Genomic DNA, 19,346 nt, shown 5'->3' on the forward strand with positions numbered 1-19,346 from the left:
CACCTGATAAGGAGAACGCTTATGAGCCACAGACAATATGTTGTACAGACCACAGATGTAGAAAAACTGAATGTCCGTCTTCTATCCATTTCTTTTTCCAAAGACGAAAAGGACTGGAGAAGCGTTCTCCACACCCATCCGTTTACGGAATTGTTTTTTGTGGTGGCAGGAGAAGGAAAGTTTCTCTTCCGGGAGAAATCCTACCAGATCAAGACCGGCGACCTGGTCATCATCCCGCCTTACATGGAGCACACCGAACAGTCCACCCGCAACATGCCTCTGCAGTATTATGTCATCGGCCTGGAAGGGATCTCCTTTCAGCCGGAATCCGGCAAAGGCGGCGTGCAGGTTTTCTGTAACTTTGACAATCTGTCCCTGATCTCCGACCTGTTTGCCCAGATGCTCTACGAAGTCCGCAATCAGTCCTATGGATCAGACAAGATCTGCCAGAATCTTCTGGAGGTTCTGATCCTCCGGATCATCCGCTCCCAGCATCTGATCCCGGTGGCCATCTCTCCCACCCATATGACCAAAGAATGCGCCCAGATCAAAGAATATCTGGACGCAAATTATGCAGATCAGATCACTTTGGATACTCTGACCGAACTGACCCATATGAATAAATATTATATGGCGCACTCATTTGCCAGATATACCGGCCAGTCGCCCATCCAGTACCTGAACCAGCGCCGGCTGCAGGCCGCCTGCACGCTTCTTGAGGACACGGACCATTCCATTTCCTCTATTGCAGAGTCTGTGGGATTTTCCTCCCAGTCCTACTTTACGCAGGCATTCCGCAAGAAATACGGCACAACGCCCATCCGTTACAGGCAGGAAAACCGCGCCGCCACAGACTAGATCCGTCCCCGGCTTCTTACGTCCGCCAGTAGTTCCAGCCTGCTCTCCGCATAGGCGAAAAATCCCTGAAATGCTTCACAGTAATAATTCTTCTCTCTGCCGTCGATCCGATAGCAGTCTCTTTTACAGCCGCCCCTGCACAGAGGATACCACCGGCAGCCGGGGCATCTGTCATCACGCTTCCCGGCCGTTTCAAAGAATGAACCTTTCTCCATCGCATTTGCCTTTTGCTGCAGAAACTCAAAAGTCAGTTCCGGATCCGTAAGATTTCCCATCTGGTATTCGTCCAGTGCGTAAAAATCACAGGGATATATTGTCCCGTCGCTCTCGATCACATTCTGCATGCTGCACTGTCCGTACATGCTGCAGGCCTCCGGCTGTCCGCCCAGCAGCATATCCACATAATTTTCAAACTGCCTGAGATACACAGGCACTCCCTTTACCTTGTCCTCATACCACAGATCGAACAGTTTTTTCAACGCTTCTTCATAAAGAGCCGGCGTCAGTGAATAAGGCTCCTCTCCCCTGCGATCTCCCAGTGGATCCAGACAGGGGATATACTGCTGACAGAGATACCCTTTCCGCATAAAAAACCGGTAAATGGCCTCGATCCTGGCGGCAGTCTCTGCGGTCAGCACGCACAGGATATGAAAGGGAATTCCTTCCTGCTTCAGTCTCTGCGCCGTATCAAACACTTCAGAAAAAGTTCCCTCTCCGTCTCTTCCTCTCCTGTTTTCATCGTGGGTTTTCCGGACGCCGTCCATAGATAGTCCCACCAGGGTACGGGTCTTTTTTAAAAATCTCAACCACGCTTCATCAAGAAGCGTGCCATTGGTCTGCAGCGTATAATACACCTGCTGGTCCGGCTTTTTCAGCTTTTCCACCCAGGCATAAAACATTTCAAAAAAAGGCAGACCTGCCAGTGCCGGCTCCCCTCCCTGGAAGCCGAACACGCAGGTCTGCGCCGCTGCAAGTGCTTTTTCTATTACGATCTTCGCCGTCTCTTCTGTCATCCGCCCGCAGTCTCCCACCTGGCGGTGCCCGGCCTCATCCATATAAAAACAATAACGGCAGGCCAGGTTGCAGGCAGAAGAAACCGGTTTGATCAGCAGCTGCAATTCTTTCATTGGATCCCTCTTCTTTTAGATCTCATACCAGTAGATACCGTTTGCCTCCAGGTCAAGGTCAAAGCTTGTGCCGTCTCCCTTGTACACGGTTGTGCTCTGCGGCTCATAGGTATTATTTACCACGCAGTATTTTCCGTTCTTCACATAAGCGTGCACCTCTACATTGTAGTTGGTACTGAACCACTTGTGAAGGTTGTCCTCGTCATGGGAAGCCCAGAGGATCGCACGGTACAGCACACGGCTGTTCTCAAAGCTGTAGGGCAGTCCGCTGATATAAACGCTGCGGCCGCCGCCAAACTCCTTCACCGCCATCTGCACTTCTCTGTCTTTCTGAGAAAGGATGGTCGTTCCTTCGTAGGCGTAAATATTTTTCTTGCCTTCTCCGAAATCCACCTCTCCTTTACAGTCCTCGGTGATAAAGTGTGCGTGTTCCTCCCAGTTGTATTTGTCCACATTCAGGGTGAATCCGTTTTCTTCTTCTACACCCATCACAGTGGCAAGCTGGAAGAAATGTCCTTCGTGCTGATGTGCCGCCGGCTCGCCCACACCGATGAAACCGCCGCCGTTGTAGATAAATTTCTTCACTGCGGTAACAATCGTCTCATCCGTCCAGTTCTCCCCGCCGGAGTAAGCGGTATCCGCATCTCCCACGTTCAGGATCACATCGATGTCGTCCAGGATATCCGGATTCTTACGGATATCGTCAAAACTGATGAACTTCACGTCAAAGGGCGCGCCGCTTAAGGCCTCAATGATGCCTGCGTAAGAATAGTTCTGTTTATAATAAATCGCGTGGTGCACCATGTGGTTGCCCCAGGCCCGCATCTTGCCCCAGCAGTTTAAGACTGCTACTTTCTTGATGCAGTAGGGGGTGGTTCCCTTAATATTATCATACAGGGTCCGGAACTCATCGCAGACGCTCTCTACATAGTCCACGAACTCCGGGAACTCCATGGCAAGCTTTAAGTAACCGCCATATCCGATCCGGTCGATGGGCTTTCTAAGGATCGCCCTTCTCGCAGTTACCCAGTTCACCTTGGCTTCTTTCACCGGATCTCCGCCCTCATGGAACACATCCGGGAAGAAGTATGGAAGGAGACGTCCTTCTGTATATTTCACGCCGTCAATGTCGCTGATCAGGCGAAGGGTGGAGCCGTTGCCCACACTTCCTACCACTGCGTCCAGGCCGACTTTCTTAAACTCGTCCATAAATGGTTCCATACCGATCCAGTGATCGCCCAGGAACATCATGGCTTCCTTGCCGCACTCATGGGTGATATCCACCATCTCTTTTGCCAGCTTTGTCACTTCTCTTCTCTGGAAATCCTGGAAATCCCGGAATTCTTTGGAGGGGATACGATAGGTATTATTCATATATCCCTGGTCAATGATATATTCCGGACGGAACTTATATCCCACTTCCTTTTCAAACTGCTCCAGGATATAGGGGCTCACAGATGCGGAATATCCGTACCAGTCCACATATTTCTCCCGGGCCAGCTCATCGAAGATCAGCGTAAACTGATGGAAAAAGGTGGTATAGCGGATCACGTCCACATGCGGATTGTCCGCGATAAATTTCCGCAGACGCTCCATGGAATATTTGTGGGTTTTCGGCTGGCGCACATCAAAGGTGATCTGCTTTTCAAAATTGGTCCAGCCATTGGTCACGGCATTGTACATATGCACCGGATCCCACATGATATATGCCAGGAAGCTGACAGTATAATCGTGGAATGCTTTTGCCCCGTGGATGGTCACATTTCCGGTCTCCCCGTCGTAAGTCCACTGGGATGCCGGGACAACTTCTCCTGTGGTGCGGTCGATCACTTCCCACCATCTTGTAATGTCATCCCGGTCATTTACCTTTAACATGTCGGGATACAGATGATCCATCAGATGAACGGACAGCTCCTCATCCACAGCGGTATAAAAAGGTGTCATAATATACATCTGCTGTATCTCATCCGGATTGGCTTTGGCCCACTCATTATCCTTTCTGGTTGTATAATAAGTGGAGTAGACTTTTGCATCTACATGTTTGAGTTCTTCCGGATAGTCGGTACCGTCGCAGTCGCGGATCGCGTCCGCTCCCCAGCGTTCTACCAGTTCCAGAGTCTCCGGCACCACATCTACGTCTGTTGGAATTGTAACTCTGCCTTTAGTCTGTGATTTCACATTGTTCTCCTTTCAATCTTGTATTCCGTCGTTACTTATATCTGCGATTGTAAATGAATAACAGGACCAGCAGTCCCACCAGCCCTGCAAGCTCCATGCACAGGCCGGTGGCGCTGATATTCTTCTGTCCGATAAAGATCAGGGCGAGACAAACGATAAATACAATGATCATGATCACATTTCTTACAACATTACTCATTCTCTTCTCCTCCTAACCTTTCAGTCCGCCAAGCGTCATACCCTTGGTCAGCTGTTTCTGTACGCATACATACAGGATCAGTACCGGGATCATAACGATCACAAGACCTGCATACATGATACCGTAGTTGGTAGCTGTTCTCTCCACTGCCATCAGGTTCTTCAGTCCAACAGCCAGCGTGCTGTTCTCGTCCATCAGGGTAAATGCAATGATGTACTCATTCCAGAAGGACAGGAACTGGAACAGGATGACTGTGATGATACTGGGTTTTGCCATGGGGATCATGATCTTCACCATGGTCTTGAAGTATCCGCATCCGTCTATGTAGGCCGCCTCTTCATATCCCTTTGGCAGTGTCTTAAAGTAACCGCTCAGAAGGTAGATTGAGAACGACAGGGAACTGGACGCGTAAACCAGGGACAGGATAAACCGGTTATCCAGGAAAAATTCCACTCCCAGCATCCGGTTCGCGCCGGAGAGCATCAGGAAGATCGGTACTACGATATAGTTTACATTTACAAACAAACCTGCCATAAAGGCAATATTTAAAAACTTCTTTCCCTTAAAATCAAATCGGGACAGCGCATAGGCCGCCGGAAGGGCGATCACCAGAAGAAGGACCAGGGACAGTGCGGTAATGATCACAGAATTCAGGAAGAATTTTCCCATTTCCGCGTCCACAAACGCAGTCACATAGTTCTGCCACTGAAGCTGTTCAGGCAGCGCCCAGGGATTGGTCCCTTTCCCGATAAACTCAGCATTCCGTTTGAAGCTGGCCATAAATACCCAGGCCACAGGAATGATGATCGAGATCGTCATGATAATCAACGCGGCATAAACGAGTACTTTGAATAAAGCCTTCGTTGCCGGATTCTGCTTTTTCATACTTCAGGCCCTCCTTTCTAAAATTCCAGAACTTCTCTGTCCGTAATCTTATTGACAACTGCTGCAAGTACAAACGAGAAAAGAAATACCACTACGCCAATGGCCATACCGTAACCATATACGCCTGCGCCATATGCCTGCTTGTACATATAGTTCAGGAATACTTCCGAGTGGCCGTTGGGGCCGCCGTCGGACATGATCTGAACGAACTGGAAGCTTAAGTTGATCGTACTGATGATGTAGAAAGTAAGGGTGGTCCGGATATTGCTCCAGATCAGCGGAAGCGTTACCTGGAAAAACATCTGGAGTTCTGTGGCTCCGTCCAGGGAAGCCGCCTCGTAGAGATCCTCCGGGATCGCCGCCATACTGGCCATATACATAACCATATAATAACCGATCGCCTGCCATACCAGCGCGAAGATGATGGAATACAGTACGATCTTCTGATCTCCCATCCACTGGTGTGCCAGAGCGTCCAGCCCGATGGCTCTTAAAAAGGTATTAAGAAGTCCGGTACTGGGATTATAGATTGCGCCGAAAATACCGGCGATAACTACGATACTTAAAATATTCGGGACGTAAAAGATAACGCGGAAGAAGTTTTTCCCCTTAAACTTGCCGCGGTGTAAGATCGCGCCGAACAAGATTGCAAAAAAGATAGTGAACAGTGTTACAAGTACAATGATCGCGATCGTATTCTGCATAGCCTGCAGGAAATTTTCATCTCCCATCAGGGATTCAAAATTGCTGAAACCAACAAATTCTCTTTTGTTTGTGATACCGCCCATCCGGTACAGCGACATTCTAAACACATTGAACGTCGGAACGAAGATGAAGAGTGTTACAAGAATGGCAGCCGGCGCTATACAGCAGAACACGAACCGTCCCTGCGCCTTTTTTCGATTCATACCATTTCTCCTTTCCTTTGAAAAACGGTGAGCAGATCACTCACCGTTTTCCCACACAAATGCTTTCGCAGTTTTTATGTTTCTTATTCCATTGCGTCTGCGCACTGTGACCAAACATCAACAAGCTGCTCCTGCCACTCGTCAACGCTCATATCTCCTGTGCTGACAGAATCGATTGCTCCGTATACGGAACCTTTCATATCCAGACCTTCGATCGGAGCTGTGGTTGCCCATGTTCCTGTTACAGCAACAACATCGTCGCCTGTCTGGAAGCTTGTCTTAATAACGCCTTCCGGAAGTTTTTCTGCAGCGCCCTGTACCGGTACTACGATCGGTGCATCGGACTCTTCTCCGGTCTCAGCGTTTGTTGTCTTGTTTGCAAGGCAAAGGTCAACAACAGTGTCGGAGTACATGAACTTGATGAATTCTTTTGCAAGGTCAATATTCGGTGCATCTGCCGGAATCCACATCTGCTCTGTAAAGGTGTAAACGGACTGGGACTCGTCAGCGCTCCACTTCGGAACTCCCATTACGCCCCACTCATAGTCGTCCGGTGTGGAGTTAGCCATCTCGCCAACTACCCAGCTTCCGTTCGGCATAAAGAGTGCATCGCCGTCGATAACTGCCTGCTGGTTTACCTTGAATCCGCCGTCAGTATTGGCATTGGATACGGTGTCTGCCCACAGGTTGTCAGAAGATACCAGTGTTGCGATGGTGTCAAGAACTTTCTTTCCTTCGTCAGAAGTCCAGGTGTTCTCATCATAGGTCAAAGCGTTGTTGTAGAAGTCTGTTCCGCCTGCCTGAGCCAGCATTGCATACATAGTTGCATCAAAGTATCCCGGCTGAGGATAGGTAAACAGGGATCTTCCGTCTGCCTTAGCCTGCTTGCCAAGTTCGAAGAACTCGTCCCATGTGGTCGGTACTGCATATTCTTTTCCTTCACCAACCAGTGTTGCATTGTACCAGAAACCAGTCTGTGTGTAGAAAATAGGAGCCAAATAGATCTTGCCATCCCCATATGGCTGAGCTGCGGTACCATCCAGGATACCTTCTACCATCTTGCCCTTCAGCTCATCATCAAAAACATCTGAAATGTCAGCTACTGCTTTCTCTTTCAGCATGGTCTCTGTGAATCCGCTCTCCTGACCCAGGTTGTAGTAAACAACGTCCGGAACATCTCCGTTCTGGATCTCTTTTGTCAGAACCTGATCAAGCTCGGAAGACAGCTCCAGTTCCACTTCGCAATCGAACTCTTCCTCGAATGCTGCTGTGATCTTCTCCCAGATGTCAGCTCCGTTTCCGCCTTCGAACGCTGCCACCTTCAGGGTCTTGCCGTCTCCGCTTCCGCCTTCATCGCTTCCGCTGTCACCACTGTCGCTTCCGCCGCCGCATCCTGCAAGCAGAACTACGGTCATTGCAGAAACCAGAGATACTGACAAAAGCTTTTTGACTGTTTTCTTTTTCATAAACTTACCTCCTTTAAGTTTTAATGTAACTTCATTGTATTCTTTTTAATACATCATTTCCATATGATTCTTGGTTTTTCTTTTATAATTCTTGCTCTTTTTTCGATATTTTTTACAAAAAACTCCATTTTTTTGTTCTAACTATTGAGAGGATTTCCTTAGATGATTTTTTCTTTTATGCAGGTTGCATAATAATTTCTGCTCTATTCTTTATAATTCTTGCTCTTGGCTTTCCCGCACACGCAAATGGGGACGGGGGATTTCTGAAAATCCCCCGTCCCCATTTAAAAGGACTGTTATTCTTCAAACGCTTCTTTTACTTTATCCATGAAGCCTTTTTTCTTTTTTCCGCCTTTTGGCTCTTCTGCCTTTTCACCGGAAGTTCCCAGTGTGCCGCCTGACAGTTCGTCGAAACGGCGAAGGGCTTCTTTTGCCTCCGGACTTAAGTGTTCCGGTGTCTGGATCACCAGAGTCACGTAGTGATCGCCCCGCACCTGGGCATTGCGGACAGAAGGAACGCCTTTTCCTTTCAGACGTACCTTGGTGTCTGTCTTGGTCCCGGGCTTCACGGTATAGAGAACCTCTCCGTCCACTGTCTTGATCCGGATATCGGCTCCCAGAGCCGCCTGCGCAAAGGAAATGGGCACCGTAGAGAAGATGTGCATATCCTGTCTCTGGAAGATCGGATGCCTGGAGACAACCACTTCTACCAGCAGGTCTCCTCTGGGGCCGCCGTTTACGCCCGGCTCGCCCTTTTCCCGGATCCGCACGCTCTGGCCGTTGTCTATGCCGGCCGGGATCGTTACGGAGATCTTTTTGCGGCTGGAAATATATCCGGTGCCTCCGCAATCCGGACATTTTTCCCGGATGATCTTACCGGTTCCGTGGCAGTCCGGACAGGTCTGTACATTCTGTACCGTTCCGAAGAAGGACTGCTGCGTATAGACCACCTGGCCCTTGCCTCCGCATTTCGGACAGGTCTCCGGGGAAGTTCCCGGCTTTGCCCCTGTCCCATTACATTTCGGGCAGGGATCTTTGAGAACCACATCCAGCTCTTTTTCACAGCCAAACACAGCCTCCTCAAAAGTAAGCCGCACACTCTTGCGGATATTCATCCCCTTCATCGGCCCCTGGTTTGCCCGGCCTCTGCGGCCACCGCCGCCAAACAGATCTCCAAAGATATCTCCGAAGATATCGCTGAAATCCGCGCCACTGAAGTCAAATCCGCCAAATCCGCCTGCGCCTCCTGCACCGCCCTCAAAAGCAGCATGACCAAACTGGTCATACTGCCTTCTCTTGTCAGGGTCACTTAACACCGCGTATGCTTCCGAGGCTTCTTTAAACTTTTTCTCCGCCTCTGCATCTCCGGGGTTCATGTCAGGATGATACTTCTTGGCAATCTGTCTGTATGCTTTTTTCAGAGTTGCCGCGTCGGCATCTCTGCCAACGCCCAGCACCTCATAGTAATCTCTCTTTGATTCTGCCATGATTTATCCCTTTTCTAGTTCTTAGACTTCTTTATAATCTCCATCGACCACATCGTCGCCCTGGAATCCGTCCGGAGCCGGTCCCGGATTCGGGCCTGCACCTGCGCCCGGGTTCGGGCCTGCGCCCTGTCCTGCTCCTGCAGCAGCGCCTGCCTGCTCATACATCTTGGTGAACAGCTTCTGCGCGCTTTCTGTCAGTTTCTCTTTGCCGGCCTTGATCTCTGCGATCTGGGCGTCTGTCATGTCTTCCATATTTACTTTCTCAAGCAGTTCTTTGAGCGCCTTGCAGTCAGCCTCTACCGCGGCTTTGTCTGCGCCGTCCAGCTTGTCGCCTACTTCTTTCAGAGCCTTCTCTGTCTGGAATACCATAGCGTCGGCCTCATTCTTGGCGTCGATGCCCTCTTTACGCTTCTTATCCTGCGCTTCAAATGCCGCCGCCTCTTTGACAGCCTTGTCGATCTCGTCGTCAGACATGTTGGAGCCTGCGGTAATGGTAATGTGCTGCTCTTTTCCGGTTCCCAGATCCTTGGCGGATACATTTACGATACCGTTTGCATCGATATCGAAGGTAACCTCGATCTGCGGTACTCCACGCGGAGCCGGCGCGATGCCGTCCAGTCTGAACTGTCCGAGGGACTTATTGTCTCTTGCGAACTGACGCTCGCCCTGTACTACATTGATATCAACCGCTGTCTGGTTATCTGCAGCTGTTGAGAAGATCTGGCTCTTCTTGGTCGGGATGGTGGTATTTCTCTCGATCAGTCTGGTCGCTACGCCTCCCATGGTCTCGATAGACAGAGACAGAGGAGTTACATCCAGAAGCAGGATGTCGCCTGCGCCGGTATCGCCGGCCAGCTTACCGCCCTGTACAGATGCTCCCAGAGCCACACACTCATCCGGGTTCAGAGACTTGCTGGGCTCTTTGCCGGTCAGACGTTTTACTTCTTCCTGTACAGCCGGGATACGTGTAGATCCGCCTACCAGAAGTACCTGGCCAAGTTCGGATGCTGTGATGCCCGCATCAGACAGCGCTCTTTGTACCGGCTCGGAAGTCTTCATTACCAGGTCATTGGTCAACTCGTCAAATTTTGCTCTGGTCAGATTCATATCAAAATGCTTCGGTCCTTCTGCGGTTGCAGTGATGAACGGAAGGTTGATGTTAGTGGTGGTTGCGGAAGACAGCTCTTTCTTTGCCTTCTCTGCCGCTTCTTTGAGTCTCTGCAGAGCCATCTTGTCATTGGAAAGGTCTACGCCTTCCTGTTTCTTAAATTCAGCGATCATGTAATCAGTCAGTTTCTGGTCGAAGTCATCGCCGCCCAGACGGTTGTTTCCGGCTGTGGAAAGAACTTCAATGACGCCGTCGCCGATCTCGATGATCGACACATCAAAAGTACCGCCGCCAAGGTCATATACCATGATCTTCTGCTCTTTCTCATTATCAAGTCCATAAGCCAGGGCTGCTGCCGTAGGCTCGTTGATGATACGTTTTACATCCAGACCTGCGATCTTTCCTGCGTCCTTGGTAGCCTGACGCTGTGCGTCATTGAAGTATGCAGGTACGGTGATGACAGCCTCTGTCACCTTTTCTCCCAGATATCCTTCTGCGTCTGCTTTCAGCTTCTGCAGGATCATTGCGGAGATCTCCTGCGGAGAATACTTCTTGTCATCGATCGTTACTCTGTAATCAGAGCCCATCTCTCTTTTAATAGAAGAAATGGTTCTCTCTGCATTTGTAACAGCCTGACGTTTTGCAGGCTCGCCCACCAGACGCTCGCCGGTCTTTGTAAATGCTACGACAGACGGTGTGGTCCTTGCTCCCTCTGTGTTTGCGATTACTGTAGGCTGCCCGCCTTCCATAACGGCTACGCAGCTATTTGTGGTTCCTAAGTCAATACCAATAATTTTGCCCATTTTGAATTCCTCCTGTAAAATGAATTTCTATTTTTTATGTTAGTTTGCTACTTTTACCATACTGTGTCTCACAACAGAGTCACGGTACAGGTAACCTTTTTGAAACTCTTCGGCAACAATGTTTTCTCCCAGATTTTCATCCTCCACATGCATCACTGCATTATGGAAATTCGGATCGAACTCCTTGCCTACGGCCTCGATGGGTTTCACCTCGATTCCTTCCAGTGTTGTCATCAGTTGTTTGTAAACTTTTTCCATGCCCTGTACAAAGGCATTTTCCTTTTCTTCTTCGGTCACAGCGGCAAGTCCCCGCTCAAAATTATCCACGACCGGAAGAATCTTTTCTATGATATCTTTCGCACCTACTTCGTACATCTGGGATTTCTCCTTTTCCGTACGTTTGCGGAAGTTATCAAACTCTGCCATCTGACGGGTCAGCTTATCCGTCAGTTCCTCGATCTTTTCGTCTTTTTTATCTTTTTTCTTTTTCCCGAAAAATTTCTTCTTTTCTTCGGATCCTTCTTCTGCTTTTTCAGAATCTGCGGCTTCTTCCGAAGCTTCTTCAGAAGTTTCCTGTGCAGTCTCCTCTACGGTCTCTTCAGCTGCCTCTTCCGCAGTTTCCTGTGCAGTCTCTTCTTCCGCAGTCTCTTCTGCTGCTTTCCTTGCCTCTTCCACGGCTTCCTTTACCATTTCTTCCTGGCTCTTTTCCTGCTTATTTTCCAAGGGTTCTTCCACCTTTCTTTCTTTACTTCCTATGTTTCTTCCTTATGAAACATCTGATCCAGTTCATTTTGAAGCCGCTTCATGGATTTGAGTACGTGTTCGTAATCCATGCGCTTCGGTCCGATAATTCCTATCGTTCCCTTCATGCCCTCGCCCAATTCATAGGTTGCGGTCACTACGCTGCAGTCTTTCATATTCTGGACAGGAGTTTCATCACCGATGTATACCTGGATCCCGGTGTTGTCCTCTCTGGCCAGCGTCTGGGTCACCAGCTCATTTAACTGCTGCTTCTCTTCAAACGCACTGATGATCTCCTGGGCGCTCTGCTTATCGCTGAGCTCCGGGTACTTAAATATGTTCGTGGCGCCGCTGGTATAGATATGCATCTCATTGTCCACCTGGATCACTTCTGCCACAGCGTCCAGCACATTGCCCACCACTTCACTGTGGATTCCGGCCTGTTCTTTCAGCCTGGCGATCAGCCCCAGATTGATCTCCTCGATCGGCATTCCTGTCAGCGTCGTATTCAGAAGCATATTTAACTTCAGAAGATTTTCATTGCTTAAGGGCTCCTCCACATTGATGATCTTATTCTTGATCACATTGCCTCCAAGCACGATGACCGCTATGATCTGCTCTTCATCCACCATGGACAGCTGGATGAACTTCAGCTTATTGGCGCTGCTTACGGGGGTGGAGACCATGGTCGCGTAGTTGGTGCTGCTTGCCAGCACCTTCGCAGCCTGGCTTAAGAGCTGCTCCATACGGTCTGCTTTATCAAGCATCTGCTCCTGCATCTCTGTAAGCTCCTGCTCCTTCTCCTCCATCAGCATATCCACATAGAGGCGGTAGCCCTGGTCCGAAGGGATCCGTCCGGCGGACGTATGAGGCTGTAAGATGTAGCCCAGTTCCTCCAGATCCGCCATCTCATTTCTTATGGTGGCTGAACTTAAATTCAGATCTGTGTACTTGGATATGGTCCTGGATCCTACCGGTTCTCCGGTCTCCAGATAGTTCTGGATGATCGCGTGCAGAATCTTCAGCTTCCGCTCGCTCAGTCCGTGGTCCGCTACCATCCGCGTTCCTCCTTCCTTCGGCTTATTAGCACTCTTTAAAATTGAGTGCTAACATCTTCGACTATTAATTTAGCACTCTGTCATTTGTTTGTCAACACCATTTCCTCATTTTTTTCTTTTGAATAAAGGATGCCCGCCCGTGCGAGCACGGCGGCCGCCATCCCGGGCGTATCACGCAAAAAGAGCATGTTATATATGAAACCATTCTTTCACACATAACATGCTCTGCTGTCATTCTTATCAGAAAACGATCCGCAAATTACTGCTGTTCCTTCTGCGCTTTACGGGCTGCACGTTTTTTTCCGTACCAGAGGATCGCTCCGGCATATACGGCCGCAGCCGCGATTCCAATTGCGTAGGAAGCCGCCCAGGGAAGGTTAAAGCCTATCTTGGCGTTCACAATATGCGAACAGGGAAAGGCTCTGATTAGCTCAGTTCTACTTTTGCAGCCTCTTCCGGCTTGAAATCATTCGCCAGATCGTAGATGTTGTGTCCGGTGGACTCGCTCAACACTCTTCCCTCCAGAGAATAGCAGCGGATGAATCTCTTACCGTCAACGCTGGACCAGTGCTCTACATCCCAGGACATGTATCCGTCTTCGTCAGACTTTTTCTCCTTCAGATACAGATCCACCTGACGTCCTTCCTTCATCTTTTCGATCAGTCCTTTGGTTCCGTCTACTTCTACTTCTGTCTTATTTACAGAATCATAAATGGTCATGATAGGTATCCTCCTGTTTCCTATAAAATATTTCTACAGTAAATTATAGCTTCTGAAACAGAAAATTACAATCTTCTTCTCTTTTTATCTTGACATTATTTTCGTTTCGTTTATATTATTGTATTAACCAATTCGGGAGTTTGACAGTTGCATAATTAAAAAAGTGCTTACAGGCCGCATAAAGCCTGTACTTTTTTTGTCAAGTTTTTCGTTTTGCTATCTAGTAATATTTAGTGATATATGAATTATTACAGAGGTGATTTCAATGCGTGTTACTACATCCAAATCAAAAAATTCCGAATCCTTTTACATTACAAAGTCCTATACAAATGCCCAGGGTAAGAGTACTTCTACCACGATTAAAAAACTAGGTACTCTGGCCGAATTATCGGAACGGCTTGGCACTGATCGTGATGGTGTCATGGCATGGGCAAAAGAACAGGCAAGAATCGAAACGGAAAAATATAAAAAAGAAACGGAAGATGCAGTTGTTATGATCCCCTTCCATTCCAACAGGCTTATGGACTATAGTATGTTTCGGTTCCGGTATGGAGGCGCCACTGAGCTGCCGGTATTATGAAGCCATCCACAGCAGATATATGGATAAGATCAACCGGCTGATGGCGGAGCACCGTGCAAAGCCTTATGGTCAGCGAGATCTCTGACTGATGGTCTGCTTTGTGAAAAATATCCACCCTAAAGAAACACCGGAGAGAGCAGGCACCCCCGCTTTCTCCGGTGTTCTTCTTTCTCTGTTCTGTTTTATAGACTGTCAGAGATTAGTATGATTTATCATTTCTCTGCTTTATTTCTCACAAGCTCTTTTCCTGAAGTGACCACGATAGTAACTCCCAGGATCAGAAGCAGGATCGCCACGATCAGCTGAAGCCCTTCAACCATAAATACAGCTGTTCCTGCGGAAAATGCCTTCACAAGGGCAATGGATCTCTGGACCAGCGCTGTGAATGTCACGATCAGCATGATCACAAACGGAGGCACCAGTGTTTTCAGTGTTCTTCCCGTAACTTTCAGGAATACGCACAGCGTGATCAGTACCAGGGCGCTCAGAAGCTGGTTCGCACTTCCGAACAGCGGCCAGATATTGGAGTAGCCGACCTGGGTCAGGATATATCCGAATACCAGTGTGATGACCGTTGCAAAATATTTATTGCACAGGACTTTTCTCCAGCCTTCGGCGTGCTCCATGTCATCCTTGCTGAACAGCTCCTGGAATGACATACGCCCGATACGAGCAACCGAATCCAGTGTTGTAAACGCCAGAGCAGACACGCACATGGTCATAAAGCTCTGCGCCACATAGACCGGGATACCGAACATCTCAAGGAATCCTGCCACTCCGGATGAGAAGATCTGGAACGGCGTTCCCACTGCTGCAGTTCCGTCCGCCCCTGCAGCCGCACCTGCAACACAGAGCGCGATCACTGCCAGAAGGCTTTCCAGCACCATCGCTCCGTATCCGACTTTGAGCATATCCTTTTCGTTGGAGATGGTCTTGGACGAAGTACCGGACGATACCAGGCTGTGGAATCCGGATACCGCACCGCAGGCGACTGTTACGAACAGGATCGGGAACAGTGTTCCCAGACTCTCATTCTGGAATCCGGTAAATGCCGGAAGGTTCATCGTCGGATGCGCAAACAGAAGCCCCAGGACTGCACCTGCGATCATACCGATAAACATAAATGTGGACATGTAATCCCTCGGCTGCATCACAAACCACATGGGCAGCACTGCCGCGAGGAAGATATAGACAAATGCGATGTATACCCACATCTCTTTGCCCAGGATCACCGGGAAGTTCATACCGCATACAAACGCCAGCACGGTACATACCAGCCCGAACACAACTTCTTTCCATCCGGTCAGCTTCACTTTGTGCTGAACCACACCGAATACCACAGCAAACAGGATAAAGAACAGGGAAATGCTTCCCGCCGCTCCGTTTACCTGTGCATTCTCAGAAAGAGTCTGTACTCCGTCTGTCACCACATATGCGTTGAATGTATCCGCCACCATATCGGCAAATGCCGCGATCACGATCAGGCAGAACAGCCAGCAGAATCCCAGGAACAGCTTTCTTCCCGCTTTTCCGATATATTTCTCGATCAGCAGCCCCATTGATTTTCCGTCGTTCTTAACACTTGCATACAGAGCGCCGAAATCTGTAACGGCTCCAAAAAAGATGCCGCCCAGGATGATCCACAGAAGGACCGGCAGCCATCCAAACGCCGCTGCCTGGATCGCTCCGGTGACAGGGCCCGCACCTGCTATGGATGAAAACTGATGTGCAAATACGGTCCAGCCGTCCGTCGGTACATAGTCCTGTCCGTCATTGTGAACGACCGCAGGAGTCTTCGCTTTCGGATCGATTCCCCACTTCTTCGCCAGCCAGCGTCCGTACAGCGCGTATGCCGCGATAAGGCAGACGGCGGCGATCAATACGATTACCAGTGTGTTCATAATTCTCTACTCTCCTTTTTAATGTAAAACTGAGGTGTCAAACACCTTTTTCAAGGCATCTTCGGATCAAAGCCAGCTTTCTCCATCCGGAATCTCCTCTGTAGACATTTCCTCCGGAAAGTTCTCCTGCAGGGAACGTTTTCATCTGTCCACAGAAAAAGAAAAACGCCTCCCGACAGATCACTCTGTCAGAAGACGAAGTATATTTTCTCCGCGTTACCACTTCTCATTACCGATCATCTCGGTCACTCACTCCCGTCGTCCGCTTTGTCTGCGACCTCAGCACTTTCCCGGTTTCCTCCCCGTCTCTTGGGTTCATCCCCGGAAGGTACTCTCAGATCCTGGCGGATTAACAGGTTTCCTGATAACGGTGGAATTCCGGTCCGGGCTACTTGGCGTACCGCGTTCGCCCCGACTGCTCGCAGGGGATGGCTTCCTCGCTGTGCTGTTCCCTCACACCAGCCGGGAACTCTCTGAAAGCAGCTGAACTTCGGAAGTCCTGTCCTGTTCTTCGCATTGGCTTTTTTCAATCCTGTTTCATTATAACTCAGCTGTCTCCAAAGTCAACAAGAAAATAGAACGCACTCTGTTTTTTGTTAATATTTTATAAATTCCCCTTTTGTTCGGGAACAGATTTGTTTGATTTTACCGTAGTAAAGCGTTCCATTATCAAAGTTTCCTTCCCAGTATTCTGCCGGGATAAAATCATGCGCCCGAAGATTGGTATCCAGCCAGATTTCTGCGATTCGGTCCGTATCTGTTTGCCTTAATTCTCTGATCATAAAATCCTCCTGACATCTCATGCATGGGATCTATATATTTTCAAATTTTCTGCAAAGTTCCTCATATGTCATCCTGCCGGATATAAAGTCCATCATAGTCAAATGCATTTTTTCGCCTTTTGTATAGGGCACATTAATGCACCTGTCCAGCAATTCCATCTCATTTTCCAAAGGACTTAGTACATTTTTCCTTTTAGAAAAAGCTTCATAGTAGCGGACACCCCACCTTCTCTGCGAAGCTGCATCCATATGGATCCCATCCGGATTTGGCGTCAGGCCTTCTGCTGTTACAAAATAACTGTTTTTCTGTTCCTGAGCAAATCTTAATAATTCCCTGTTTATCAGTTCATATTCTGTACAGTTTGCCCCAAGCCCCGATTTTCCCAGAAATCCTCCCAGGCCGCCAAGGATAAAGGGAATCTCCGGCGCGTTCAGTTCTTGTCTCAGCTCCGCTGTCATTGTCTGAAGTTTTTCGTAATAGGTCTGATACTTCCCATCGCAGCTGTCGCTTTCTCCCTGATGCCACAAAATACCGATAAGCTCCGTATCCTGCATGGCGAATTTCGCCTGACAGACCGCATGCCGAAAGAGCGTGTTGTCTGCCGCCCAGTCATCTATTGTACTCCCGCCTTCTGCGCAGGGGATCAATCCGATTTTCTCTTCTTTGTTTTCCATACACCACATTGCTGCAAACGAACCCGCAAAGGATCACGGATGAACTTCATGATGCATGCAGTTTCCGCACAGACTATCAATTTATAACAAAACGCAAAATGAAAGAGATTCAGAAAAAAAGTAAGCGAAGATAAAACATTACTATATTTCAAGTATAGAGCACGGCTTCTGAAACAGAAAATTACAATCTTCTTCTCTTTTTATCTTGACATTATTTTCGTTTCGTGTATATTATTGTATTAACCAATTAGTACACTAATACATCTAAAGGAGAAATGAAAATGAGTGTTGTACTGCGAACGAATCAACTGACCAAATGTTACAACGGAAGGCCTGTTGTGGATCATCTGTCCATGACCATCCACAAAGGAGACATCTATGGTTTTATCGGAAAGAACGGTGCCGGCAAAACCACCCTGATCCGTATGATCGCCGGCCTGGCCGCTCCAACCAGCGGAAATGCGCTGCTGTTTGGAAGCGCTGACTTAAGAAAGGGAAGAAAACGGATCGGAACTGTGATCGAATCTCCCGCTCTTTATCCCGGCATGACCGCAAAAGAAAATCTTCTGGTCCATTACCGGCTCCAGGGGATCCGCGACACCTCCCGGGCAGACGCAATCCTGACCCTGACAGGGCTTAAAGACGCAGGCAGGAAAAAGGCCAGAGACTTCTCTCTTGGCATGCGCCAGCGTCTTGCCATCGCCATCGCCCTGATCGGCAATCCCAGATTCCTGATCCTTGACGAACCCACCAACGGTCTGGATCCGGAAGGGATCAAAGAGATCCGTGACCTGCTTCTCCGCCTGAACCACGACCGGCAGATCACCGTGCTGATCTCCTCTCATATCCTAAGCGAACTGTCCAAATTTGCCACCCGTTACGGGATCATCCATCAGGGCCGTCTCATCGATGAATTTACAGAAGAGCAGCTGATCAGACGCTGCACCGGGCCGGACGGAACACAAGTGATGGATCTGGAAGATTACTTTTTAAAGAAAATACAAGGAGGAATCTCTCATGACACATTTATTAAGAAGTGATTTTTATAAACTGAGAAAAGCAAAATATTTCCGGGTGTGCCTCATCATCACCATATTACTGGCTGTAGGCACCGTTTTTCTCCTGGACTTTACTTACCGGATCGCAGGAGATCAGATGGCCTCTCAGATGGCTTCCCAGCAGGATGCGCTGTCAGAAAGCGGCGTCAGCGTCTCTGTGGAGGGGATCGCCGGAAGTTATGAGGATCTGGGCGCCGCCGGACAGCTTCTGACCTTTTTTGCCGGTAACACCACGCTGATCCTGGCCGTGCTCGTCTCTCTCTTTGTAGGAAGCGAATTCAATCACGGGACCATGAAACTTATAGCCTCCCGCCAGTACAGCCGTCTGACCATCTACAGTTCTAAACTGATCGCTGCCATGGCGGCCGGGATTTTTCTCACTCTCATCTATGTCCTGTTCTCTTTCCTGACCGCCTCCTTTGTCTGGGGTATTGGCGATGCGCCTTCTCAAGGGTGGGCCAGAACCATTGGAGCCGCCGGCCTGGAGCTTTTCCTCCTTTGCGCCTTTCTTTCACTCTTTGTCATGTTCAGCTTTCTGATCCGGCAAAGCGGAGGCGCCCTGGCGCTCAACATCTGCTTTCTGGAATTTGTGTCTCTGTTTGCCATACTCGGCGAAATGCTGGTAAAAAAGCTGACCGGAAAGGAAATTGTCATTTCCAATTATCTGCTGGACACCAATATGAACGCCCTTCTGGGAGACCTTCACAGCGACATCGTTTTACGGGCTCTGATCGTCGGCATCTGCTTTTTCGCAGTCTCCTTCCTCATAGGAGCAGCCAGTTTCCAGAAGCGGGACATTAAATAGTTTTGCC

17 protein-coding genes and 1 pseudogene are annotated in these 19,346 nt (G+C 49.0%); 4 read left to right on the forward strand and 14 right to left on the reverse strand.

The annotated features are described in order from the left end of the window. The first annotated feature begins 21 nt into the window (after positions 1-21). Complete coding sequence (locus tag H6A13_RS01985) at positions 22-858, forward strand: AraC family transcriptional regulator (protein ID WP_204907947.1); 837 nt, start codon at positions 22-24, stop codon at positions 856-858. Here H6A13_RS01985 and H6A13_RS01990 read toward each other — a convergent pair. From H6A13_RS01990 to H6A13_RS02040, 11 genes are all read right to left on the reverse strand, one after another. Beyond that, positions 855-1,985 carry a radical SAM/SPASM domain-containing protein gene (locus tag H6A13_RS01990; protein WP_204907948.1) on the reverse strand — a complete coding sequence of 377 codons (1,131 nt, stop codon included), beginning with the start codon at positions 1,983-1,985 and terminating at the stop codon, positions 855-857. The genes H6A13_RS01985 and H6A13_RS01990 overlap by 4 nt on opposite strands. A gap of 15 nt (positions 1,986-2,000) precedes the next feature. Continuing rightward, positions 2,001-4,163 (reverse strand): 1,3-beta-galactosyl-N-acetylhexosamine phosphorylase, encoded by a 2,163-nt coding sequence (gene gnpA / locus H6A13_RS01995; RefSeq protein ID WP_204907949.1) that lies wholly within the window; start codon positions 4,161-4,163, stop codon positions 2,001-2,003. A 31-nt stretch (positions 4,164-4,194) separates the two neighbouring features. Continuing rightward, positions 4,195-4,362: a DUF6903 family protein gene (locus tag H6A13_RS02000; RefSeq protein ID WP_204907950.1), complete on the reverse strand. Its 168-nt coding sequence runs from the start codon at positions 4,360-4,362 to the stop codon at positions 4,195-4,197. Positions 4,363-4,374: 12 nt separating this feature from the next. After that, entirely contained in the window at positions 4,375-5,247 is an 873-nt protein-coding gene (locus tag H6A13_RS02005; protein ID WP_204907951.1) for a carbohydrate ABC transporter permease, read from the reverse strand. Positions 5,248-5,264: 17 nt separating this feature from the next. Further along, entirely contained in the window at positions 5,265-6,155 is an 891-nt protein-coding gene (locus H6A13_RS02010; RefSeq protein WP_204907952.1) for a carbohydrate ABC transporter permease, read from the reverse strand. Between the two features lie 83 nt (positions 6,156-6,238). After that, on the reverse strand, positions 6,239-7,621 hold the full coding sequence (locus H6A13_RS02015; protein ID WP_204907953.1) for a carbohydrate ABC transporter substrate-binding protein: 1,383 nt from the start codon (positions 7,619-7,621) through the stop codon (positions 6,239-6,241). Positions 7,622-7,917: 296 nt separating this feature from the next. After that, positions 7,918-9,108, reverse strand: a complete 1,191-nt coding sequence (dnaJ, locus tag H6A13_RS02020; protein ID WP_204907954.1) for a molecular chaperone DnaJ — start codon at positions 9,106-9,108, stop codon at positions 7,918-7,920. Positions 9,109-9,129: 21 nt separating this feature from the next. After that, the gene (gene dnaK, locus H6A13_RS02025) at positions 9,130-11,019 is read right to left on the reverse strand and encodes a molecular chaperone DnaK (RefSeq protein ID WP_204907955.1); all 1,890 of its coding nucleotides are present in this window, start codon (positions 11,017-11,019) and stop codon (positions 9,130-9,132) included. A gap of 39 nt (positions 11,020-11,058) precedes the next feature. After that, on the reverse strand, positions 11,059-11,709 hold the full coding sequence (gene grpE, locus H6A13_RS02030; protein ID WP_204908001.1) for a nucleotide exchange factor GrpE: 651 nt from the start codon (positions 11,707-11,709) through the stop codon (positions 11,059-11,061). Between the two features lie 62 nt (positions 11,710-11,771). After that, positions 11,772-12,818, reverse strand: a complete 1,047-nt coding sequence (gene hrcA / locus H6A13_RS02035; RefSeq protein ID WP_204907956.1) for a heat-inducible transcriptional repressor HrcA — start codon at positions 12,816-12,818, stop codon at positions 11,772-11,774. A gap of 426 nt (positions 12,819-13,244) precedes the next feature. After that, positions 13,245-13,538, reverse strand: coding sequence for a hypothetical protein (locus H6A13_RS02040; RefSeq protein ID WP_204907957.1), 294 nt, complete (start codon positions 13,536-13,538; stop codon positions 13,245-13,247). 265 nt (positions 13,539-13,803) lie between these two features. On the opposite strand from H6A13_RS02040, the pseudogene H6A13_RS13540 reads away from it, so the two are divergent. After that, a pseudogene (locus H6A13_RS13540) lies at positions 13,804-14,094 on the forward strand (IS1634 family transposase); the annotation flags it as partial. A gap of 236 nt (positions 14,095-14,330) precedes the next feature. Here the strand turns inward: H6A13_RS13540 and H6A13_RS02050 are convergent. From H6A13_RS02050 to H6A13_RS02060, 3 genes are all read right to left on the reverse strand, one after another. Further along, positions 14,331-16,019 carry a carbon starvation CstA family protein gene (locus tag H6A13_RS02050; RefSeq protein ID WP_204907959.1) on the reverse strand — a complete coding sequence of 563 codons (1,689 nt, stop codon included), beginning with the start codon at positions 16,017-16,019 and terminating at the stop codon, positions 14,331-14,333. A 596-nt stretch (positions 16,020-16,615) separates the two neighbouring features. Next, the gene (locus H6A13_RS02055; protein WP_204908006.1) at positions 16,616-16,801 is read right to left on the reverse strand and encodes a GNAT family protein; all 186 of its coding nucleotides are present in this window, start codon (positions 16,799-16,801) and stop codon (positions 16,616-16,618) included. Positions 16,802-16,831: 30 nt separating this feature from the next. Next, a complete protein-coding gene (locus H6A13_RS02060; protein ID WP_204907960.1) occupies positions 16,832-17,485 on the reverse strand; it encodes a sialate O-acetylesterase in 654 nt (217 codons plus the stop codon). Between the two features lie 272 nt (positions 17,486-17,757). Between H6A13_RS02060 and H6A13_RS02065 the strand changes: the two genes are divergently transcribed. Together H6A13_RS02065 and H6A13_RS02070 are read left to right on the forward strand one after the other, a co-directional pair. After that, positions 17,758-18,516, forward strand: a complete 759-nt coding sequence (locus H6A13_RS02065) for an ABC transporter ATP-binding protein (protein WP_204907961.1) — start codon at positions 17,758-17,760, stop codon at positions 18,514-18,516. Then, positions 18,494-19,339, forward strand: coding sequence for an ABC transporter permease (locus H6A13_RS02070; protein WP_204907962.1), 846 nt, complete (start codon positions 18,494-18,496; stop codon positions 19,337-19,339). Before H6A13_RS02065 ends, H6A13_RS02070 begins: the two co-directional genes overlap by 23 nt. The last annotated feature ends 7 nt before the right edge of the window (positions 19,340-19,346 follow it).

The organism is Mordavella massiliensis, assembly GCF_016902415.1.
Taxonomy (GTDB): Bacteria; Bacillota; Clostridia; order Lachnospirales; family Lachnospiraceae; genus Merdimonas; species Merdimonas faecigallinarum.